Annotated in this window: 19 protein-coding genes; 4 read left to right on the top strand and 15 right to left on the bottom strand. The window is 66.4% G+C overall.

All coding sequences use genetic code 11. From position 1 onward, the window contains the following. Nucleotides 1-124 precede the first annotated feature (124 nt). Together AC1DZQ_RS12910 and AC1DZQ_RS12905 are read right to left on the bottom strand one after the other, a co-directional pair. Nucleotides 125-1,144, bottom strand: a complete 1,020-nt coding sequence (locus tag AC1DZQ_RS12910) for a CHAD domain-containing protein (RefSeq protein WP_476963899.1) — start codon at nucleotides 1,142-1,144, stop codon at nucleotides 125-127. Next, nucleotides 1,144-3,039: an ABC transporter ATP-binding protein gene (locus AC1DZQ_RS12905; protein WP_476963898.1), complete on the bottom strand. Its 1,896-nt coding sequence runs from the start codon at nucleotides 3,037-3,039 to the stop codon at nucleotides 1,144-1,146. The genes AC1DZQ_RS12910 and AC1DZQ_RS12905 overlap by 1 nt, the downstream gene beginning before the upstream one ends. A 207-nt stretch (nucleotides 3,040-3,246) precedes the next feature. Between AC1DZQ_RS12905 and AC1DZQ_RS12900 the strand changes: the two genes are divergently transcribed. Continuing rightward, a complete protein-coding gene (locus AC1DZQ_RS12900) occupies nucleotides 3,247-3,558 on the top strand; it encodes an MmcQ/YjbR family DNA-binding protein (RefSeq protein WP_476963897.1) in 312 nt (103 codons plus the stop codon). A 275-nt stretch (nucleotides 3,559-3,833) separates the two neighbouring features. Here the strand turns inward: AC1DZQ_RS12900 and AC1DZQ_RS12895 are convergent, their stop codons facing one another. The 5 genes from AC1DZQ_RS12895 to AC1DZQ_RS12875 form a co-directional block, all read right to left on the bottom strand. Then, the gene (locus AC1DZQ_RS12895) at nucleotides 3,834-4,460 is read right to left on the bottom strand and encodes a malonic semialdehyde reductase (protein WP_476963896.1); all 627 of its coding nucleotides are present in this window, start codon (nucleotides 4,458-4,460) and stop codon (nucleotides 3,834-3,836) included. Next, complete coding sequence (gene mhpA / locus AC1DZQ_RS12890; protein ID WP_476963895.1) at nucleotides 4,457-6,031, bottom strand: bifunctional 3-(3-hydroxy-phenyl)propionate/3-hydroxycinnamic acid hydroxylase MhpA; 1,575 nt, start codon at nucleotides 6,029-6,031, stop codon at nucleotides 4,457-4,459. Before mhpA ends, AC1DZQ_RS12895 begins: the two co-directional genes overlap by 4 nt. A gap of 91 nt (nucleotides 6,032-6,122) precedes the next feature. Next, the gene (locus AC1DZQ_RS12885; protein WP_476963904.1) at nucleotides 6,123-8,012 is read right to left on the bottom strand and encodes an acyl-CoA synthetase; all 1,890 of its coding nucleotides are present in this window, start codon (nucleotides 8,010-8,012) and stop codon (nucleotides 6,123-6,125) included. Between the two features lie 5 nt (nucleotides 8,013-8,017). Further along, nucleotides 8,018-8,956: a fumarylacetoacetate hydrolase family protein gene (locus tag AC1DZQ_RS12880; protein WP_476963894.1), complete on the bottom strand. Its 939-nt coding sequence runs from the start codon at nucleotides 8,954-8,956 to the stop codon at nucleotides 8,018-8,020. Next, on the bottom strand, nucleotides 8,953-10,107 hold the full coding sequence (locus AC1DZQ_RS12875) for a VOC family protein (RefSeq protein ID WP_476963893.1): 1,155 nt from the start codon (nucleotides 10,105-10,107) through the stop codon (nucleotides 8,953-8,955). Before AC1DZQ_RS12875 ends, AC1DZQ_RS12880 begins: the two co-directional genes overlap by 4 nt. A gap of 129 nt (nucleotides 10,108-10,236) precedes the next feature. Between AC1DZQ_RS12875 and AC1DZQ_RS12870 the strand changes: the two genes are divergently transcribed. Further along, nucleotides 10,237-10,935 carry a TetR/AcrR family transcriptional regulator gene (locus AC1DZQ_RS12870; protein WP_476963892.1) on the top strand — a complete coding sequence of 233 codons (699 nt, stop codon included), beginning with the start codon at nucleotides 10,237-10,239 and terminating at the stop codon, nucleotides 10,933-10,935. Nucleotides 10,936-11,104: 169 nt separating this feature from the next. Here the strand turns inward: AC1DZQ_RS12870 and AC1DZQ_RS12865 are convergent, their stop codons facing one another. From AC1DZQ_RS12865 to AC1DZQ_RS12855, 3 genes are all read right to left on the bottom strand, one after another. After that, a complete protein-coding gene (locus tag AC1DZQ_RS12865; protein ID WP_476963891.1) occupies nucleotides 11,105-12,151 on the bottom strand; it encodes a zinc-binding dehydrogenase in 1,047 nt (348 codons plus the stop codon). A gap of 166 nt (nucleotides 12,152-12,317) precedes the next feature. Beyond that, nucleotides 12,318-12,620 carry a hypothetical protein gene (locus tag AC1DZQ_RS12860; RefSeq protein WP_476963890.1) on the bottom strand — a complete coding sequence of 101 codons (303 nt, stop codon included), beginning with the start codon at nucleotides 12,618-12,620 and terminating at the stop codon, nucleotides 12,318-12,320. A 132-nt stretch (nucleotides 12,621-12,752) separates the two neighbouring features. After that, nucleotides 12,753-15,974: a bifunctional cytochrome P450/NADPH--P450 reductase gene (locus AC1DZQ_RS12855; RefSeq protein ID WP_476963889.1), complete on the bottom strand. Its 3,222-nt coding sequence runs from the start codon at nucleotides 15,972-15,974 to the stop codon at nucleotides 12,753-12,755. A 234-nt stretch (nucleotides 15,975-16,208) separates the two neighbouring features. On the opposite strand from AC1DZQ_RS12855, the gene AC1DZQ_RS12850 reads away from it, so the two are divergent. Then, nucleotides 16,209-16,826, top strand: a complete 618-nt coding sequence (locus AC1DZQ_RS12850; protein WP_476963888.1) for a TetR/AcrR family transcriptional regulator — start codon at nucleotides 16,209-16,211, stop codon at nucleotides 16,824-16,826. A 412-nt stretch (nucleotides 16,827-17,238) separates the two neighbouring features. Here the strand turns inward: AC1DZQ_RS12850 and AC1DZQ_RS12845 are convergent, their stop codons facing one another. The 3 genes from AC1DZQ_RS12845 to AC1DZQ_RS12835 form a co-directional block, all read right to left on the bottom strand. Then, complete coding sequence (locus tag AC1DZQ_RS12845) at nucleotides 17,239-17,625, bottom strand: hypothetical protein (protein ID WP_476963887.1); 387 nt, start codon at nucleotides 17,623-17,625, stop codon at nucleotides 17,239-17,241. A gap of 216 nt (nucleotides 17,626-17,841) precedes the next feature. Continuing rightward, entirely contained in the window at nucleotides 17,842-18,105 is a 264-nt protein-coding gene (locus tag AC1DZQ_RS12840; protein WP_476963886.1) for a hypothetical protein, read from the bottom strand. 51 nt (nucleotides 18,106-18,156) lie between these two features. Beyond that, nucleotides 18,157-19,080 (bottom strand): putative antibiotic biosynthesis monooxygenase, encoded by a 924-nt coding sequence (locus AC1DZQ_RS12835; protein WP_476963885.1) that lies wholly within the window; start codon nucleotides 19,078-19,080, stop codon nucleotides 18,157-18,159. Nucleotides 19,081-19,324: 244 nt separating this feature from the next. Here AC1DZQ_RS12835 and AC1DZQ_RS12830 point away from each other — a divergent pair, with 244 nt between their 5' ends. Continuing rightward, on the top strand, nucleotides 19,325-19,954 hold the full coding sequence (locus AC1DZQ_RS12830) for a TetR/AcrR family transcriptional regulator (protein WP_476963884.1): 630 nt from the start codon (nucleotides 19,325-19,327) through the stop codon (nucleotides 19,952-19,954). A 225-nt stretch (nucleotides 19,955-20,179) separates the two neighbouring features. Here the strand turns inward: AC1DZQ_RS12830 and AC1DZQ_RS12825 are convergent, their stop codons facing one another. Further along, complete coding sequence (locus AC1DZQ_RS12825; protein WP_476963883.1) at nucleotides 20,180-20,737, bottom strand: putative immunity protein; 558 nt, start codon at nucleotides 20,735-20,737, stop codon at nucleotides 20,180-20,182. Between the two features lie 392 nt (nucleotides 20,738-21,129). Further along, complete coding sequence (locus AC1DZQ_RS12820; protein WP_476963882.1) at nucleotides 21,130-21,567, bottom strand: VOC family protein; 438 nt, start codon at nucleotides 21,565-21,567, stop codon at nucleotides 21,130-21,132. Nucleotides 21,568-21,647 lie beyond the last annotated feature (80 nt).

The following is a 21,647-nucleotide window of genomic DNA, read 5'->3' as shown; positions in this document are numbered from 1 at the left end:
GGGTCAGGCCCGCGACGCGGCCGGAGCTGTTTGGCCTTGGTGATCGGTTGAGGCCGAGCCGACGCACGCCTGCGGCGGGCCCGTCGACCGCCGGTAACGCTCGAGTTGGCAGCTCTGGAGCGTTTCAGTTCCCGCTCCCGGTCCGAGCGGCTGACGTCATGGGGTCGTACTGGAGGGATGCGGCGTTGGGCAGCCAGGCCGCCTCGTCGTAGAGGCTGCCTAGCCGGCGCGGAAGCTTCTCCAGAACACGGTCGGTGCGGACCTGCTCCAGAGCGTCCACCAGGTAGTACGTGCTGGTCGGATGACCTTTGGCCGACGCGGCGGAACCGAGCTCCTGCACCACTGGGCGGGCCACGACCGCGTCCTGGTAGTCGCCGAGCAGGTCCTGGAGCTTCTTGGCCTGCCGGCCCAGCCGCCGGGCGGGTTCGCCGACGACGGGGGTGGCGACGTCGATCACGTAGCGGAGTTGCTTGTCGGCCTTGCGGGCGTCGTGCAGCGCCTCATCCCGCTCGGTCCCCGCCGGCAGCGCCTGGACGGTCACCAGGTGACGGTCGAGCGTGCGCAGCGCCTTGGCGATGCTCTTTGGCAGCTCCTCCGCCGCGGGCCACGCCGCGCGCTCGGTGAAGGGCGGGTTGGCCGGCGGCCAGTCCAGCACCTGACGGAGCGCGGCGTAGCGATCGCTGTCGAGCGTGGCATGGGTGGTCTGGCTGCTACTGACGGCGAGCTGGTCCAGCTGAGTCCGGGCGTCGTCGACCACCGGGCCAACGATCAACTCCGACGGCAGGGCGTCGTGCTGTCGTTTCAGCTCGATGACTGTCCTCTGGGTGTCGTTCTCCTCGCCGAGCTGGCGGCCCAGCCAGGCCAGCTCGGCGCATACCGGCCGGGTGACCTGCCGATCGAGGATGCGGGAGAAGCCGCGAAGGATGGAACGTAGCTGGCGTATGGCGACGCGCATCTTGGTGACCCCCTTCGGGTCGCCGTCGCGCACCTTGCGCTCGGCCTCCCGAAGCGCCCTGGTCTGGGCGAGGAGGGCCTGCAACACCACCTCGCCGGCCGTGGGCGGGGACGCGCTCGCCGTCTGGTTCTTCGACGACTTGGTGCGGCGGGTGGACGGCTCTCGGGTTTTCGTCGCGGTAATGGTCATTAGAGGGCTCCTATGGTGGTGAGGCGGGCGCGGCCGGCGGAAGGGTCCGCCGGAGCGGATTCGGGCAGTTCGGTGTCCAGGACGCCACCCTGGCGCAGGTAGACGGTGCGGGTGGCCAGCGCAGTGACCGCGGGCCGATGCGTCGTCGCGATGATCGTGCGACCTTCGACGAGCCGGCCCAGCGCCTGGACAACGAGTTCCTCGGCGTGAACGTCCAGGCCGGCGGTGGGTTCGTCGAGGAGCACGACGGGGGCGTCGACGAGCAGTGCGCGGGCGATGCCGACGCGTTGGCGCTGCCCGCCGGAGAGCCCGGTCCCGCCGGTACCGACGGTGGTGTCGAGCCCGTCGGGGAGGTCATCGGCGAACTCGCTGACCAAGGCCGCCTCGGCGGCGGCAGCCACCTCGGCGTCCGTGGCGTCCGGGCGGCCGTAACGGATGTTGTCAACCAGTGTGCCGGAGAACAGGAAGGTGTCCTGCAGGACCATGGCCACCTGCTGGTGCAGCCAGTGCTCCGGGACGTCGGGGACCGAGTGTCCGTCGAGCAGGACCTGGCCGGTGGTGGGACGGTAGAGGCCGCCGATCACGGAGAGGAGGGTCGACTTGCCGGCGCCGTTGTCACCGAGCAGGGCGATCCGCTCGCCAGGGGTGACGGTCAGGTCGACGTCGGTGAAGACCGGGCCGCGGCCGGTGCCGTAGTCCAGCATGACCTGGCGCAGCTCGATGCGGCCGTCGACGCGGGCCGGCAGCGGCTCGTCGGTGCCCTGGTGGTCGGTGGGCTGGTCGAGGATGTCGGCGATCCGTTGGGCGGAGGCGRCGCCCTGGGTGAAGCTGGGTGCCAGCTTGGCCAGGGACTTCATCGGCGAAAGCATGGTCTTGAGGTAGCTGGTGACGACCACCAGCACCCCGACCTGCCACCAGCCGTTCAGCGCTCCGTAACCGCCGACGAACAACACCAGCGCGGTGCCGACGGCGGCGACCAACTGCAGGGTGGGGGAGAACTTGGCGCTGACCTTGACCGAGCGCAGCGACAGGCTGAGCACGTTGTCGTTCTGCGTCGCCAACCGCTGGTCCTGTACCCGCTGGTTGCCGAACGCGTGCACGGTGCGGATGCCCATCAGGGACTCGGTGACGAGCCCGGTCAGGTCGCCGGTGGCGGCGCGCTTGCGACGGGCGTACTGCCGCGTCAGGCCGGCGAAGTGGTTGGCGGTCAGGAACATCAGCGGGGCGACGACGAGACCGATCAGCCCGAGGCGCCAGTCCACCGCGACCATCACGGCGGCGGTACCGGCCAGGGTGAGCACGGACGGGACGAGGTCGGTTCCCACATCCCGCAGGGTCGACTCCACCGTTGACGTGTCGGAGACGACCCGGCTGGTCAGCTCGCCGACGGAATGCCGGTCGTGGAAGGCCATCGGCAGCCGCTGGGTGTAGGCGAACACATCCGCGCGGATGCGCGAGGTGATCCGCTGGCCGGACCCGTTCATGTACATGTCGCCCAGGTAGGAGAACATCCCCGCGGCAGCAGTGATCACCAGCACGGCGCTCGCCGCGACCAGCAGCATTGCCATCGACGAACCGCCGAACCACCCGGCGACGGTGTACAGGATCCCGCTCTTGCCCTGGCCCTTGCCTTGGCCCTTGTCCTGGAGGAGGTCGTTGATGACCAGCGCCAGCGGCCAGGGGGCGGCAAGATTGGCGGCCATTTGCCCGCCGTTCATCAGCACGCCCAGGACCAGCGACTTCCGCTCGGGCCGGCCGTAGTCCTTGAACCGCCACAGCTCGCCCAGAGTGCTGAGATCCCAGCGCGAACGCTGACCGGCGCCGTGTCTTTGGGGGTTGACTGCGTCGATGTCTTCCGGGCTTGATGCCAGGTCGTCCGTGGATCGTACGGTCATGGGTTGCTCCTCTGTGCAGGGCGGTATGGGCAACGGCTCCGACGATGCGGGATGCACCGCAGAAACATACGTTGTATGGAACAACAACCATACAACGTATGGAAGGTGGGCCGCAATACTGACCGCCTGTGGTCCAAGCAATTTTTGGAAGTCTCCCGAGGGAGGACAGGCATTGCCTGGTCAGGGGCTCCGGTGCCACAGTGAACCGTGGCCACAGAGGAAGATGTCCGGCAGATCTGCCGTGGACTGCCAGGGGTTAGCGAGCGGCCCAGTTGGGGCCAGCCGGCGTGGTTCGGGAAAACCCTGATGGCACGGATCTGGGAAGATGGCGTCCTTACCGTGAAAACCGAGGAACGGGAAGCGCTCGCAGGGACCGACCCCGGCACCTACTTCTGGACGCCCCACCACGAACGGTCCCCGAAACTGGTGCTGGTCCGCTTGGAACGGATCGACGTCGAGGAACTGGACGAGCTGCTGCAGGAGTCGTATCGCTTGGCTGGCGGGGGAGTGGGCAGGTAGGCGCCGGGCCGTCGGTGCCGGGCATTTCCAGGTCAAGTACCGCCTTCAAGGCAGGACGGCGGTTGCTGACGGCGTCGCAGTCCGAGATGACTGCCCCGCGCAAGCCCCATTCTGTTCGCAGGACGTCTGAGAGGAGCCACCGTTTTTAAGGCGAGAGGCACACGTCCTGCGGCAAAGCACGGGCTCCGCGAGGGGGCCCATGCATCACAAAAGGCAGGGTTTCCTTCTTCGCTGCGTCGAAGGAGGAAACCCTGCCTGTTGTGGCATACGGTCGTTTAGATGGTTCGCACGGCGATGTCGGCTGAGAGGCGGGGCAGGCGTGGGAACCAGGCGTTCTCGCCTGGTTCCCCGACGTTGACCACCATGAACGCCCGGTGTGTGGTGCTGGCGTTGAAGTCAGCGTCGACGCCGGCGGCGTCGAATCCACCCATGGGGCCCGCATGGAGTCCGACTGCGCGGACCGCCATGATAAAAATCCCGGATTGGAGCCAGGCGTTGTTCTTGCCGATTTCGGCGCGTGTGATTCTGTCGCCGTCGAACATTGCTTTGCGTTCGGGTGCGGGCGGGAAAAACGTCGGGAAATGTTCGTGCCAGTCGCTGTCATAGGACAGCACCGCGACTGCCGGGGCGGTGCGGGTTTTCTCCTGGTTGCCTTCGGCCAGGTGCGAGGCAAGGCGTTCGCGGGCTTCGGGTGACTGGACCCAGGTGATGCGCAGCGGCTGGTTGTTCATCATCGTGGGGCTCATCTTCGTCAACTCGTAGATCGCGGCCAACGTTTCGGCTGAGACCGGTTTGGAGGAGAAGCTATTGGCGGTCCGCGCTTCGAGGAAGAGCCGTTGGGTGCTGACGGAGTCGATGGCGAGAGTGTCGTCGATCGTGGCTTGGGTTGTCGTGGGGTTCATGGTGTTCCTTTTGTGTTCGGGTATGGGAGCGGTTGATTCCGCGGGGTGTGACGGCCGGCTGTGGAGTTGAACGACGGCAGCCGGGTGAGGCTTCCGGCGACGGAGTCGGAGGCGAACATCACGGCGCGATCCGGGCGGATAACCGCAGCAGCGATCCGATGTCGGACGAGCCACTGGTGGAGCTCGGATCCGGGGTCGGGGACGACGGGCGCCGCGCCCTTGTGCAGGATCTGTTCGTGCTCCTCGGGAGTGATCGCGAGAGCCAGCAGCGCGAATCCGTCTCCGGCGACGTCATCGAATCGCTTGGCGTCCGGGGTGACCGAAGTGCGGGAGTTGGGGCAGAGACGTCCGACGGCGGAGATGCGGGCGAGAGCCGAGAGCCGGGAGCCGAAGGGCATACCTGTCCATGACTGTGCGGGAAGGCCTGCCACGAGGTGCAGGCCCGGTGCGAAATACCTCCGCAGGGCCGTACCGACGCGACCACCCGCGGTCATGGTGAGGCCGAACAGCTTTGCGACGGTGATGGTTCTTCTCGCGTGCCGCTTGCGCTCGGTCTGGTAGCTGGCCAGCGTGGTTGCGGGGAGGTCGCCGGCAAGAACACCGGCGAGCTTCCAGGCCAGGTTCATCGCGTCTCGGAGTCCCGCCCCCATGCCCTGACCTATAAAGGGAGGACTCAGGTGAGCGGCGTCGCCAAGGACAAAGACCCGGCGGTCGCGCCACTTGTTGGCGACCTGGGCGCGGAAGGTGTAGTCGGCGACCCGTATCACGCGCAGTTCGTCCAACGGGACGTCGCCGGTCCAGGGCCGGATCAGCGGATGGAGCGCATCTATCGTCGCAAAGTCGGCGGCAGTCTCGTCAGGCAGCAGTCGGAACTCCCAGCGGTAGCGGACCTCTCCGACGCGCATGTAGGTACCGGCGCGGTGGGAGTCGCACAGCTGGTGGATGCCTTCCCACTGGTTCAGTTGCGCCGAAGTGTCGACGTCGACAACCAGCCAGCGCTGTTCGAAGCCCAGGTCCTCCATCTCCGCGCCGATGGCCCCCCTCACCATGCTGCTGGCGCCATCGCAGCCGAGGACGTGGCTGGCACGGACCGACTCGCGTGCCCCCGTGGCACGATCCGTGAACTCCACCTGGGCTGCCGCGTCGCCTTGGGTCACACGGAGAACCTCGACATTTCCGCGCACGGTCACCGTAGGCATGAACCGGAGGTTGTTGCGCATGAGCTGCTCTAGGTCCGGCTGGTCAAACATGTTTGCTTGGGGAAAGCCGTGGGCGCCGCCATCGGCCGGGCGCCGGAACTCCGCGAGCACTCGGTGGTCGGGTGCGAGCAAACGTAGCCCGTGCGCAGGGCGGCTGAGCCCAGCGAATTGCGTCCCCACGCCTAGACGGTGGAGGATGCGATAGACCTCGTCGTCGAGATGCACCGCCCGTGGTAGCGGGTGGACGCCCTCCCGGCGTTCCAGGACGAGGCACTCGACGCCGTACTGGCCGAGTAGGGTGGCGACAGCCAGCCCGGAAGGGCCAGCGCCAACCACGACCACCGGCGCCGCGCCCTCGTTGTGGGCGCTCATACTATTGCCGCCGTAACCAGAACAAGACCGACCACTTTTGCCAGGCCGAGCATGCTGAAGCATCCAACAAGCGCAACCGTGAGGACGATGATCATCGTTCCGCCTTTCGTGCGGGCCGGTGCGTGATCCGCCACCGGACGCCGTACTCGTCGAGGGCGCACTTGACGGCCTCATGCGATGCCTCGTCAGCACGCACGGTGACGACTATCGTGCCGTCCTCGATCTCGGTCTCCACGGCGTGGACGCCGGCCGTCTCCCGCAAGGCCCCGCTCAGCGCTACCTTCGTGGCGTCCGCCCGGAGCGCGAGCTTGTAGAGTTTGCCGACGGCGGTGACCGGAAGCTGGTCGACGATTGTGACCGACTTCGGCGAGGACGCCCGTTCCCCGACCCGGTCATCCGCCCATCGGATCAGGTCCTCGGTCCTGGTGGTAGCACCCGCAGCTAGTGTCACGTAGGCGACCGGCACCTCTCCCGCATACCGGTCGGGTCTGCCGACCGCCGCTGCGCCGGTCACGTCGGGGTGGGTGAGGAGGGCGTCCTCGACGATTGCGGGGTCGATGTTGTGGCCGCCTCGGATGATCAGGTCCTTGGCACGACCGGTGAGCTGGACGAAGCCGTCCTCATCGACCTGTCCGAGGTCGCCGGTGTCGAGCCAGCCGTCCCGCAGTTTGCCGAGGCCATCGAGCAGGATGCCCTCGGGGCCGTTGCCGATGACGTAGCCGGGAAAGACCGTCGGGCCCTTGATCACCAGCTGGCCTCGTACGCCGGGTCCGACATCATGCCAGTGTCCGGCGTCGTCGACGTGCACCGACTTGATCTCTTGGTAGGGCAGCCGGCAGCCGAGCGAACTCGTGGTGGCACCTGGGAAGCTCCGTACGCTGACGCACGTCGCTTCCGTCAGGCCGTACCCTTCGATGAGGGCGACGCCGGTGGCTGTCTCGAAGCCGGCACGCACGGCCGCGGGCAAGGGACTGGCTCCGACCATGGCGTGGCGCAGGCTGCTGATGTCGGCGTTCACGGGGGACGCGGCGAGCGTGGCGTAGACGGTAGGGACGGCGCTCATGGCGGTAAGCCGGTGGTGTTCGACCAGCTTCCAGAAGACACCGTAGAGGGCAGGGTCGCGGTAGCCAAGCGGTCCGGACCACACGACCGACTGGCCCTTGAAAAGGGGAGCGAGGACGGTCACAACGAGGGCATTGACGTGGAACAGCGGCAGTGCGGCGAAGTACACGGCGTCCTCGTCGGGGAGGTCATTGGCTGCGAGCATCCAGGCGTCGGCGACCTCGTTGGCGTGGGTGTGTGCCGCCAGTTTCGGGGTGCCGGTCGTGCCGCCGGTGTGGAAGAGTGCCGCCAGATCGCCTGGTCCGGGCTGATTGCCGTGGAACTGCTCGGACGACGCGTTTGCTGCCCGGCGTGTCAGGTAGTCCACGCTTGCGTATCCGACGGTCGAGGCCGGGCCGGCGGGTGTCTGTCCGGTCGGTGACATGAGGAGCACATAGTCCACCAGGCCCTTCTTCGCGAGGCTGAAAGCGGCCTCGGTGACGACGGGATCGAGATCGGGCCCGGCCGCCACCAGCACACGCGCGCCCGAGCGCTGGAGCAGCTCGGCGATGTGGTCCTCGGACAAGCCGGGGTTGATCGGGACGGCGATTCCGGCTGCCTGGGCGGCCAGGGTGGCCGAGATGAGCTCCTGGCAGTTGGGAGAGAGCAAGGCCACGGTGTCGTGGCGGCCGACCCCGATTTCTGTCAGCAGGTTCGCTGTCCGGTTCACATTGGCGAGAAGCTCAGCGAATGTCAGCTTGACGGGTTCCTGCCAGCGTTCGGTGTTGCGAAGTACTGCCGCCGCCGTCTTATCCGGCCAGAGCCGGGCGGCTCGGCACAGCAGCTCGTACGTCGATGCCGGAAGTCCGCGTTCGGAGAGGGGGGTCCTCTCGATGTCGGCGATGTCATCTGGGCTCGAGTACCGCGGCCAGAGAGGCATGCCGCTCACCGGGCGTCCCTCACCGTCGTGCGCTGGCGCCCCAGGTCGATCTTCCCGTCGTCGGTGCTGATGGCGATCTCGATGACGTCACCGCTCTTGAGGTATTTCGGATTGCGGCCCTGGGCCTTGAAGAACAGGCGCCACTTAGTGGCCCGGGGGAGCAGATTGCTGATGATCTCGACCGGCTTCGGTGGCGCGCTCAGTGCGGTGCCGATAGGGGTGCCAGTCAGGACCAGGTCGCCGGGGGAGAGGCGCTGGAAGCGGGTGAGTGCCCGCAGCGCCTCGACGGGTAGGTAGATCATGTCGGCCACCGTCATGTCCTGACGGATCTCGCCGTTTACCCACAGCCGTAACCGCAGCTCACCAAAGCGGTTCCAGTCCTCGGCGTCGAAGAGCACGAGGGTCGGTCCGGTGGGCGTAAAGCTCGGGTAGGACTTGGACTCGTAGAACTGGGTCTTCGGGAGTTGCAGGTCGCGGGCCGAGATGTCGTTGGTGATCACGAGCCCAGCGACGTAATCGGCGATCGTGTCATCGGTGATGACAGAGCCGACCGGGGTCTCTTGGCCTATCACGAGGCCGATCTCAGCCTCGTAGTCGAGGAACCGCACGTGCGCGGGCCGGACGACGTCGTCATGGGGCCCGCTGATCGAGCCCGAGGACTTGCGGAAGAAGGTCAGTGGGATTTTTTTAGGATCCATGCCGGCGTCCTTCACATGGGAGGCGAAGTTCGTCATCTGGGCGACCACGCGGCACGGCACTGTGATCGGCGAGATCAGGTCCAGGTTTTCCACCGGCACAGTTTCGCCGCCGCCGATCGCGGCTTGGATGGCCGCCCGATCGGCGATCAGCTCGCCCGTGGTGGTCGCAGGAGTGGCGATACGGGCGGCACCGGTGGGCGTGTGGACCCACCAATCGTCGGCGGTACGCAGGATGGAGACGGTCATGAGGTGGCTACTTTCATCAGGCCGCGCAGGCGCGCGAAATCGAACTCGTTGTCGTCGCGGAGCGCGGAGACCATCGAGGCCAGTTCACGCAGCGACTCCCGGCCAGGGGCCATACCGAGGAAGTCCTTGCTGGCCGGAGGGCCCCACTGGGCGAGATTGGACGCGGACATTTGTGCCCAACCGGGCTCGAGGGTGCAGTCAAACATGTCCCCATCGGTGAAGTGCTCGACCAGGAAGCCGTTGGGATCGCGCCAGTAGTCGAAGATTTGGCTGCCCTGGATGTGGCGGCCGATCCCCCACGAACGGTGGTAGCCAAGGTCGTGCAGAAGCTCACCGCCGGCGGCCAGGGCATCGATGTCAGCAACCTGGTATGCCGAGTGCACGTAGCGGTTCGTCGGTCCCAGCGTCATGGCGATGGTGTGATGATCGGTTGGTGTCGAACCCCGGTCGCAGCGGATGAAGCTCATTGTCGGACCGCGCTCACGCTGGCCGGGGTAGTAGAGGAAGTCGCTGACGATCAGGCCGAGGTGCTCCAGGTACCAGTCGAGCGTTTCACGGTACTTGGTGCTCTGCAGCACGACGTGACCGAGGCGCTGAACGGTCGCGGGTTGACGCAGTGGCCGCTGGGTCTGGTTGGTCCGCGTCAGCTCGTGGCCGGTGTTGAACGTGAGGGGCGTCTGGGCCGGCAGCGAAGGGAGTTTGTGCGTGTCTGCGACGACGCGAATCGCGGCGCCGCTCGGATCCATGAGATCGACCCCTATGCCGCCGATCGTCTCCGGTAGTTTTTTTGGGGTCGTGCCGGTCGCGTTAGCCAGGCGAAGGACGTCCGAGGCCTCGGCCGCAGTGAACGCGGCGCCCAGGTATTTTGATCTCGGTCCGCGCCGTACGATCACGCACGGAGCTCCGGTGTCGGTGCCCCGGAGGTGCAGCTCGTCAGCGGTGCGCAGGCTCGTGGCGAAGCCGAAGGCGTGCGCGAAGGTCTCAGCAGCGAGCAGGTCTGGCTTCTGGAACTCGAGCCAGGCGATGTCATGCACCTTGATAATCGGGTTCGCCGCCCGTCCGCGGTGCTCGCCTCGCAGCGCCCCTTGCTCGCTGTGCAGGTCAGTGTGCAGGTCACTGTGGGTCCCAGGGTGGTCATGGTGGTCGTTCATGGATGCCTCACTTTCTGAATATATGTTCGGTTATGAAGATATCGTCAGTCAAGAGGAGTTGAAGATTTCTTCACTGTTGATGGGGCGCTGGTAGGATTCCTATGACCGGATGACTTCAAGGAGCCAGCGTTGACCCAAGCCCCAGCCTCGTCCCCGGAACCAACCCGGTCTCATCGACGGAAGGCGCAGACTCGCGCCGCGTTGGTCCGCGCGGCACAGTCCTTCCTGGCTCGAGGACAGACCAACACGCCGGTGCTGGAGATCACTCAGGCCGCGGACGTTGGGATCGGCTCCTTCTACAACCACTTTGAGTCGAAAGACCAGCTGTTCGAGGCGGCAGTCGAGCACGTCATGGACCTCCTCGGCGCGGTCCTCGACGAGCTCACCACAGACGTCGACGACCCCGCCGTCGCGTTTGCGACCAGCTTCCGGTTGACCGGCCGCTTCCACCGCCGTGAACCTCAGCTCAGCAAAGTGATCCTGCACAACGCACTCGATCTCCTCGGGGCGCAGAAAGGACTGACGCCGCGTGTCCGGCGTGACATCGAGGCCGGCGTCGAATCCGGTCGGTTCACAATGACAGACGTCGACGTCGCGGTGGTGTGCGCCGTCGGCGCGGCAACCTTTCTCGGACAGCTCATCCATGCCGAACCGGACCGCGACGACGCCGAGACGACGGATCGGGCGGCCGAGGCGCTCCTGCGAATGCTGGGTGTGTCTGCCAGCGAAGCGCGCGCAATCTGTCGCAGTCCGCTCCCCGAACTCCACACTGCCGGACTGCGCGGTGCCGACGACGAGGCGACAGCGAGCGGAGGCGCTGCCCGCTGAATTGCCCGACCTCGGGATGCGGACGGAGGTTCGTTGCTGCCTCAGTGACGCTTATGTGGGTCTGAGCCCGGGACGAAACAGTCCACGAGAGACCGGCGCCGGTGCTCCCTCAAGCACCGGCGCCCACTCGCTCCTTCCGAGGTGGTCTTGATGAACTTCTGTTCAGGTGTCAGGGCACCAGGATGAAGCGGATCGGGTCGCCGATCTTGTTCGCCAGCCGGTTCACCGCGTCGGCGGCCTCGGCGAGCGGGAAGTGGTCGGTGATCGAGGGCGCGAGGTCTAGACGGCCGACCTCGGCCAGCCGGACCAGTTCGCTGACGGACTCGGGCGTGCCGCCGTAGTGGCCGCGCACCTGCTTGCCGAGGTAGTTGAAGGTCATGCCCTCGGTGATGGTGAGGGGCCTGGGGCTGATGCCGACCAGGATGAGGGCGCCGTTGAGGCCGAGTACGGAGGCGGCCTGCTCTCGGACGGCGGGCACGCCGGCGCAGTCGAAGGCGAAGTCCAGGCCTCGTCCGCCCGTAGCCGTGCGGATGTGGTCGGCGAAGTCGTCGGCGGCGGGGTCCAGGGCAAAGTCCGCACCGAATGCCAGGGCACGCTCGCGGGCGCTGGGCAGCGGGTCGACGGCGATGACCGGCGCGGCGCCGGCCATACGGGCGACGCGGACGTTGTGGGCGCCGACTCCGCCGGCGCCCCAGATGCCGACGGACTGAGCGGGGCGCACCCCGGCGGTGGCAACGACGGCGGCGTAGGGGGTCGAAACCGCGTCGGGGATGATCGCGGCCTGATCGAAGGGGAGGTTGTCGGGGATGGGGATGAGCGTGTCCTCGCGGGCGAGGGTGTACTGGGCCCAGCCGCCGTCGTAGTCGATGCCGGCGGTGAGCATCTGCGTACAGGGGCGGCGGCGTACGCAGCCGGCGCACTGGCCGCAGGTCTTGCCGGCCTCAAGGGTAACGCGGGTGCCGACGGTCAGGCCGCGCTTGAGGTCATGGCCGAGGGTGTGGATCACACCGGCGACCTCGTGGCCGACGGTGACTGCGTCGGAGGTGGCGAACAGCGGGACGAGGGAACCGTCGAGCAGGTGGACGTCCGACAGGCAGACACCTGCGGCCTTCACCTCGATCAGGATTTCACCCGGGCCCGGAACAGGGATGGGGACCTCCTCCACGGCGAACTTCTTGCTGTCCAGGTGGAAGCGTGCGGCGAGCATGGTATGCATGGTGATCTGCTTTCTCTGAGCGGCATTTCCTGGCGGTTCGGGCCGACGGCTGCCGTGTGGTTGTGGTGTTTCGCAATCGGATAGTGGCCGGGAGGGTGCGGTGTCGGTCCGCCGCACCCTCCCGGGGTCTGGGGATCAGGCGAACGTGTGGGCGCCGCCGCGGTATTCAGTCAGCTGCGGGCTCGCAGTACCAGCCGGCCCATGGCATATGGGTTAGCTCGCCAGCCCGGTGTTCAAGGTGAGCAGGCGGAAGTTGCGGGGGCGGTAATGTCGTTGCATCGGTTTTGCCTGTGGCTGTCAGGATGCCGCCTTGGGCGGCCGTAGCCTGGGTTTCCGTCGCCATGGTGACTCCTTTGTTGACTTGCTTGCCTGGGTAGGTGAAGGTCAGGCCCCCGGTGATGGTGAGGGGCCTAGGGCTGAAGTCGGCCAGGCTGTCCAGGTGGAAGCGTCGGGCGATCATGGCGTGCATAGTGGTCTGCTTTCTGTGTGCGGCGTTTCCCGGCCGTTCGGGCCGATGGGTGTCGTGTTGTGTTTCGCCGGAGAGTAGTGGCCGGGAGAGTGCGGGGTGTCGGGACCRCCGCACCCTCCGGCGTCTGGGGGATCAGGCGAAGACGTCCTGCTGGTAGCGCGCATCGGCTTCGAGCTGGGCGAGCCACTGCTGGGCGGCCTCGTCGTCGCTGCCGGTCCGCTCGCGGTGAATCGCCGCGAGGGCCTCGCGCACGGCGGGCGCCATGCGGCGGCCGTCACCGCAGACGTAGATGTGCGCACCGTCTTCGATGGCTTGCCATACTGTGTCGGCGGCGTTGGCGATGGCGTTCTGGACGAACCGGGCCGGGTGGCCGGTCACCGCGGAGTAGGCGGTGTGCACCTGGGCGATCCCGGCCTGCTCCCAGTCCTGCATCTCCTGCCGGTAGAAGTAGTCGTGCTCCGGGTGGCGGCAGCCGACGAAGACCTGCGACAGACCCACCTTCGTGCCGCTCTCGTGCTGCGATGCGCGTTCCTCCAGGAAGCCGCGCAGTGGCGCGATGCCGGTGCCGGGGCCGATGAGGATCAGCGGCGTGGCGGGGTCGGCCGGCGGGGCGAAGGTCGGGGAGGGCACGCGCACGTAGCCGTAGAAGACGTCCCCGGGCTCAAGGCCGCCGATGTAGGACGAGCAGGTGCCCCGGTACTGGCCGTCACCGGACAGGGCCGGGCCTTCCAGCAGGCCCACGGTCAGGCGCACGTGACGGGGGTTGGCCAGCGGGGCGGAGGAAATGGAGTAGAACCGCGCGCGGATCGGACCCGTCATGTCCAGGAAGACCGCGAGCGGCAGCTCGACCGCCCGGAAGCGCTCCAGCAGGCCCAGCACGGAGACACGCTTGCCCAGGATCTCAGTCTGATAGCGCTCCTCGGCTTCGGCGGTGTCGGCCGTGTAGGCCTGCAGCTGCGGTCGGGTCCACGGGCACTCCGTGTGCTCAGCCAGCGTCTGCATCTGGGAGCGGGTGGCCACGTCCTGCAACTCCAGGAAATCGGTGAGCAGCAGTCCTGCCGTCACAGGGGTGCCCACAGGGAGGTGGGTGCGGCCGCCGGTGGGCAGCTCCAGGCGCAGGACCTGATCGCGGTCGACGCCGAGCGCCGCGAGGGCACGGTTCACCAGGGCCGGTTCGTTCTTGGCGAAGACGGCCAGGTGGTTGCCGGTCTCGTAGGTGACACCCTCCGGCAAGCCGATGGTGATGGACTTCGCCGCCGGGCGCGGCGGCTCGAGGCTGAAGTCCCACAGGCCGGTGGCGTCGGCCACGAGTTCCTCGTTGGCCACCACCGTGAGGGGGTAGGCCTGCTCGGAGACGATCGCGGGGCGCACGTCCGCCTCGGTGAGCAACTGCACCTGGAAGCGCGGGCTGCTCACCTCGGAGGTGTCGGCGGCGTACTCCTCGGCCAGGGTGGCCCACAGCGTTTCCATCCAGCGGCTGGCCATGCCGTCGAAGTCACCGGCGGCATCCGCGGCGCCGCGCTCGATGACGGGGGTGGCGCCGGCGGCCAGCAGGCCTTCTTCGATCCGCTTGGGGAAGCCCTGGTAAGTGGCCACCCACTGGGTGTTGCCGGCCCCCAGCAGTGCGAACCGCACGTCCGACAGCGAACCCTCCGGGAGTCCGGAAGCGAGCAGGTCGTCGAAACGCTGCGCGTTGTCCGGGGCCTTGCCGTTGTAGCTGGAGGCCACCACGACAAGCACGCCCTCGGTGGGCAGGTTGTCGCCCAGCTCGTCCAGACCGATCAGCGTGGTGCCGAAGCCGGAGCGCTCACTGCGGTCGGCGATGGTGCGCGCCAGGTCCTCGCACGAGCCGAGGCTGGAGCCGTAGGCGACGGTCAGGTTCACCCCGACACCGCTGACTGCGGCCTGCGCCGGCGTGTCGCCGGTCTGCAGGTCCACTGCGCCGAACACGGTCCGCTCGTGCTCCTGACGGGACCGCACTTCCAGTTCGAAGCCGCCGGGCTTGCGCGTCAGCGCCTCCTGGACGTCCATCTTGTAGTCGTTGGTGTCGGCGAACTTGAACTTCTGCAGCACCAGCGCGAGGGCCAAGCGGGCCTCGGTGAGCGCAAACTGCCGGCCGATACAGGCACGCACGCCGTTGCCGAACGGCTTGTAGGCGTGCGGGTGGTGGTTGACCCGGTTCTCCGGCAGCCACCGGTTGATGTCGAACTCCTCCGGCCGGTCCCACGCCTTGGGGTGGGTGTGCAGCGGGCCCTCGAGGATGTTGACCCGCGCTCCCTTCTTCAGTTCGTAGCCGCCGCCGATGACGGTTTCCTCCAGCGGGGACTTGCCGATCATCGGGATGGGAGCCCACAGGCGCAGGGTTTCCTCGAGGATGCGCGGGATTACGTCCATCTGCATGATCGTGTCGTAGTCCGGGACCGTGTCGCCCGGAAGCAGGCGGTCCACCTCTGCGTAGGCCTGGGCCAGTACGTGCGGGTTGCGCATCAGCGAGTACGTGGCGAACGACAGCAGACCACTGGTGGTCTCGTGACCGGCGATCAGGAACGTCACCACCTGGTCACGGACGTTGTCGTCGTCCAGCCCCTTGCCGGTCTCCGGGTCGGTGGCCTCCAGCATCAGACCCAGCAGGTCATCCTCAGCAGTGCCCTTCCCCTCACGGCGCTCCCTGATCACACTCTCGACCAGGTCCCGCATCTGCTGGATGTTCGCGCGGTACTTCTTGTCATCGGCCTTGCGCAATTTGGTCATCATCGGCAGCTCCTGCGTGCGCCGCAGCGACTCAACCAGCGACTCCAGCAGCGCGTTGAGGAAGGGGTGCAGATCCTCCTTGGCGAAAGAGTCGAACCGGTAACCGAACCCCGACAGGGCGATGGTGTCCAGGGTCAGCCGGGTGTAGTCGTCGGTGATGTTGACCGGCTGGCCCTCCCTGCGCTCCCACTTGCCCACCAGGTTCTGGGCTATCTCCAGCATCTGCCCGTAGTAGCCCTTCATCGCCCGCTGGCTGAAGGCCGGGAGAAGGACTCGGTGCGCCATGCCCCATTCCTCCTCGTGCTGGTGGGCCGTGAACAGGCCGGCGCCCGTGAAGTCCCGGACATGGGCCAGCGGCGTCTTGTCGATCTGCTTGAAGAACCGCGACTCGTCGCAAACCTCGGCCACCAGGTCCGGGTCCCAGACGAAGACCTGCTCGATGCCGGCGATCTCCATGCTGTAGAGCCCCTCGGGGAACTGCTTGGACAGTTCGCCGAAGTACTCCACCGGGTTGGTGCTGGGGATTTGCGGCGTGTGGCCGAAGAGCGGGACCCCGCGCGGAGACCTGATGGGTCGCGATTCGTTCTTGAACTGAGTGGTCATGGGTTTGCTCCTTTGTGCAGGGCGTGGATGGGCTGTTGCGTCGGTGATGTTGAAGAAACATACGCTGTATGGAATTGCAACCATACATCGTATGAAAGGTTGATCGCAACCCCGAATTGCGGCCGCCTTCCACCTGCCGCACGGGCGGGGTTATTTCCATACGTTGTACGAATCTGATACTGTCCCGGTATGGAAAAGACGAAGAGCTCCCCGCGGGGAACCAGGAAGAGAGAGGTGCCTCTGACCGAGGCCGGGATCTACGCCGCCGCCCTGCGGCTCATCGATGCCGACGGAGTCGAGGCGCTAACCATGCGCAAACTTGCGACCGCGCTAGATGCGAACCCGATGTCGCTCTACTACCACGTGCCGAACAAGGACGCCGTGCTGCGCGGCGTGGCGAGAATGGTCGGCGCCCAGTTCCACACTGTGACGCTGGAGGACGCTCCCTGGCAGAAGCGCATCCGCCTGCTCGCCTCGGATTTCCGGACGCTGGCGCACCGCCACCCCAAATTCGTGGGCTACTCGTTCAGCCTCCAGTCGGACTTCATCGGCCCCGACGACCCGTTCTGGGTTGAGCTCACCGCGATCCTGGACGCCGCAGGGGTGCCGCACTCGGAGCTCTCTCATTTCACCGCTTTCGTGGGGTTCGCCATCAACGGTGTCCTCACCGCCGAACTTACCGGCGCGCTCCATCGGTGGTCGAGCCTCAAGCCCCCCAGTGTTGGCGAAGACGGGGTCACCCCTCCAGGCCATGACGAGAACCGCGTCTTCGACCTGGCGCTGGACACGATCATCATGGGCTTGGAGGGCCAACTCGCCGCCTTTGGTGCGGGCCAAGGCGCCGACCATTGATTGTGCGGTCATGAAGCGTCGCGGTCTCAGAGCGCCCGTGGGTCGGCCGAGCCCAGGCCGCAACGCATGAGGAATGGACGGCTGCTGGGGGTCATGGCCACGCGCGGGCTCTTCAGCACCACGAAGCTGATCCCGGTCCCACCGGCTGGCTGCGGAGAAACCGAAGAAGCTAAATCTGAGGGTGCTCAGGCCTTGATGGACACCCTTGATTGCGCCGCCGATGGCTTGATCGGGAAGGTGACCGGCCTTCGGCGAAGGACCCCGCCCCGGGGTCTGACCGTGGAGCTACGGCGTAGGGGGGAAGACCATCCTGGCCGGGGGAGTTCGGCAACAGCCGCGAAAACCTCTACCAGTACCTCTGGTCAGGGAGCTGACGCACGGTCGCTGTATATCCGCAATGCGTGGCCCGTGGTCAGGCACTCGGTAATGCAGAGGCGTATTCTTTGACTTTGAGGGTGACCGGTGGCTCCACGATCCGCATCCGGCAGGGAGTCGCCGAGGAGTCGATGCCAGAGGCAAGACTGGACTGGCGGGCGTGCTCCTGGAGTTCATCGAATGCCGCGGCCACCACCCCTGCATGCGCGAGATTAACCACCACCTCATACCCTGGAAACTTGGCGACGACCCGGCGGCAGACGACGTAAAGGGCCCGGAGGTTGGTCTGCGTCAGGACGCCTCGAACGGCGACTTTGGCGGTCTCTTCGACGGCGTCTAGTCGCACGACTACTTTGAGCCGCAGGTCCCTGTGGGGCGAGTGGGCAAAGTACGAGCTGGAATGGTGGTGTTGGGAATGATTCACGGAGCAACAGAGCTCCCCTGCAGCCCAAGATCCGCCTGAGCCCCGAGAGGCTCCTTGTGGATTGACATTTGGACGTTGTTTCATGCCCTTTCCTGGGAGGCTGGATACCGCAAATTGTCATTTCCTTCCGGTACCTGCTAATGGTTCGCTTTTTGGGTGGCCCCGACGGTGTCCGGTTGCACTCGCTGGCAGATATTGCGGCCAGATATGGAGGGCTCACGCCAGGTGGGATGACGACGGCGTTGCCGCAGATCTCGCGTCTCGGGGTGCTGCTGGCATCCGGAGAATGGCGGAGGCCTCCATGTCCACGAGCTTGCGTGTTCCGGTCCTTGAGCAAATGATCCAGAACATCTCCACGGACGGCAGGGTCTGGTTCACCCTTCCTCGGTGCAGAAGCTTGCCGAAGCGCCAGGCTTCGATCTCGTCTCCGTACGAAAGTTCCGAACATGAGCGGATAGGTGAGGACTGGGCTGGTGCCATGGTTGTCTCCTTCGGCGCGGTTGCCGCTTCGGTACGACACCTCCCGGTTTTCTAGTGCCGTGGGCGTAATGGGTGTTTGGGCGTTAATTCAGTGAGCTCGGCGAGTTCGGCGAGCCGGTGCGCCCGGGCGGATTCGGCCGGGGTGAAGGGGGCTCGGGGACGGGAAAAGCCGAGAGGTCCATGCCAGGGCGATGGCACTTTCAGAACGGTCCCATCACATGCCGGTTTGCTGGCCGCGGATCCGGTGCTGTCGCAGGGGGGCGCCGCGACGGGTTCGGCGTCGAGCAGTTCGGCGATCGCGAGTTGGAGTTCGTCCGGGTCCTCCACGACCCGCAGGGCCAGGGCAAGCGCCTTAGTCTGGCCGTCCGCCTCGGTTAGGGCTGTCGCCGGCCACGCTCGGACATCCCGCCCTCCGCCCCCGGCGGCGGCAGCGAGCAGTTCCGCGTGGGTGATATGGTCCGGCGCGGACACGACCAACTCGTCCAGCATCCCGCCGGGAACGGCGTGACTCCGGCAAGTGAGAATCTCGGCGTCGACACGAGAGACACCCTCTATCAGTTTCTCCTGCCCTTCGACGCTGTCGTCGATCAGAGTGCGGACCCGCCAAAGGGCTGCAGAGTCGTGCAGCCGGCGCCGGTGGCGCAGGGCCGGTGCGTGCAGCCAGCCCCGCAACGCGCGCCGGACGGAAGGCTCGGCGACCCAGATCACCAGTACGGTGGCCGTCAAAGTCAAGACCAATACCTTCAGAACATGGGGCAGTCCCGCGTTCACCACGGCGGCGTGAACCACCAGCTCAATCGGCAGCATTGCTACGACGTTGGCCAGGGTAAGGCGGGTTTTCGAGGGGTGGGGCAGTTGGCCGCAGGAGTCACACAGCAGCGCTTTGATGGGGTTCGTTCGAGGCGTTGACGTGGCTAAGCCGTGGACGCGCGGAGACCGGCTGGATGGCAGGTCGTTCGTGAATTGTACGGTCATGGGTTGCTCCTTCGTACAGGGCGGTATGGGCAACGGGGCCGACGATGCGGGGTGCACCACAGAAACATACGTTGTATGGAAGTTCAACCATACAACGTATGGAAGGGGGCCGCAATGCGGAGCCGCACGGGCGATTGCCATCCCGCCGCGCGGTCGAGGCAATTTTTCATACACTGTATGAATCTGGTACCGTCCCCGTATGGAAAAGACGAAGAGTCCCCCGCGAGGAACCAGGAAGAGAGAGGTGCCTCTGACCGAGGCAGGGATCTATGCCGCCGCCCTGGGGCTCATCGACGCGGACGGGGTCGAGGTGCTCACCATGCGCAAACTCGCGACCGCGCTCGATGCGAACCCGATGTCGCTGTATCACCACGTGCCGAACAAGGACGCCGTGCTGCGCGGCGTGGCCAGAATGGTCGGCACCCAGTTCCGCACCGTGGCGCCGGAGGACGCTCCCTGGCAGGAGCGCATCCGCCTGCTCGCCACGGATTTCCGGACCCTGGCGCACCGCCACCCCAAGCTCATGGGCTACTCGTTCAGCCATCAGGCGGACTTCATCCAGCCCGAAGACCCGTTCTTGGTTGCGCTCACCGCGATCCTGGACGCCGCGGGGGTGCCGCACTCGGAGCTCCCGCAGTTCACCGCTCTCGGGGGCGTCGTCATCACCGGCGTCGTCACGGCCGAACTCAACGGCGCGTTCCACCGGTGGTCGAGCCTGAAGCCCCCCACTGTCGGCGAAGACGGGCTCACCCCTCCAGGCCGCGACGTCCGCGTCTTCCGCCTGACGCTGGACACGATCATCATGGGCCTGGAAAGCCAACTGGGCGCCGAAGGTGACTTCCAGGGCGCCGACCATTGGGTTGGGCAGTCCTGAAGCGGGGCATCCTCAGAGCGCCTTGGCGGGCGCAGGCCGCAACGCATGAGGGGGCATCCTTGACTTCCGCAAAGGCCCTCTCCATGCGGCCGCTGCAGATGCGCGGCGTGCTGCGGCTAGCTTCACGCCGTCGTGTCGGTCTTCCGTTATCTGTATCGGATTTTCTCGCAGCGCCGGTGCGGGCGGATGGTGTCGCGGTGGGGGACCGGCTTGCGGGTGGCAGATTCAGCTGGAGGAGGCAGGCTGGTCAGGGCGAGCCAGGTCGGCCTGGATCGCGCGGATGATCGAGGCGAGGATTCCGGACGCGAGAAGTCCTGGCCCCAGCGGACCGGCGGAATTCCCCCCGAGAGGTGGCAAGCGCCGAAGCGCGGACCGGGCTTCGGCGCTCATGTGCTCGAGTTGCCAGTGGATCTCGTCGTCGACTGTCTGGGGCCGATCGGGCGCCGCCAGTCCGGCCGCTTTTGCGGCATACGCGGCTGCCCCCAAGGCGTGCGCACCCATGTGGGCGACGGCTGCGGCTTGCGTGGCGGACCGGGCGGCAGCTACCGCAGCAGGGCTATCCACCTCGCGTGCGGCACGGCCAGCCACAAACCGTCGGCGGATCTCTTCGGCGGCACTGAGCTCACCGCGAGCGAAGGCACGGGCTCGGGCGATGGCGTCGCGGGGGCGATCATCTGCCGGCGCCTCTGCCTCAAATAAGGCCACGACCCGCTCAGCGCAGTCTGCGGCCCAAGCCGCGACGACACGGCGCTCGGCCGCGCTTAGCGTCTGCGGAGAAGCCATATCAGTACCATACACACGGCTTGCAGACCGATCCCCTATGCCAACTCGGAGGGCAAGCACGTGCTGTTCTCCCAGGAGCGAGTGAGGTTCAAGGCTCGCTACGGCAACCTCACGGTTCTTACGGCCGGCACAGCTCGACGATGGCACAATGTGGCCCACGTCCTACTCCATCGCCGAGCTCTCATCGGCCGACGAGAAGGTCATCGCGGAGCTGGTACGGAAGGCCACGGGCCAGCTCTGATTCATATCGCCCGGATATCGGTTTGGGGCCGCCTCACGTGGGCTGCGTGCCCGGAAAACGAGGAAACTGGGGGAGTGTCCGCACGCCGATGGCCTATTGGCCTTACGTTCCTGAGGCCTAGCAACACGGGCTAATTGGGCCGATCCGCGTGTCAGTCTTTTTTCAGTTTCTCGGCGAGCATCACGAGGATTCCGCTGGGGCCGCGGAGGTAGGTGAGTTTGTAGACGTCGCCGTAGGTCGCCACGCCGCGTAGCGGATGGCATCCGTGCTTCGCAGCTACCTCAAGGGCCTTGTCGATGTCGTCGACCGAGAAGGCCACGCGGTGCATGCCGATGTCGTTGGGGCGGGTTGGGTTCGACTCGATCGCCTTGGGGTGGATGTATTCGAAGAGCTCTAGTCGACCATGACCGTCTGGGGTCTGGAGCATCGCAATCTTGGCGTGGTTGCCATCAAGTCCGACGGCAGTGTCGGTCCATTCGCCGCTGACCGTGTCACGGCCGACGACCGTGAGCCCGAGGTCGGTGAAAAAGGCGATTGTTGCTTCGAGGTCGCGAACGGCGATACCCACGTTCTCAAGTTTGATGGCCATGCGTTGAAGCTACCAAGGCGGAGCGATTAGCTCCAGTGGCGGGCCGGGACTCGACGTTGATCCGAGCATGAACCTGTACT

The organism is Arthrobacter sp. P1_C12_2, from assembly GCF_056406415.1.
Note: the sequence above shows the minus strand (reverse complement) of the source record. Positions and strands in the feature narration are given on the sequence as shown.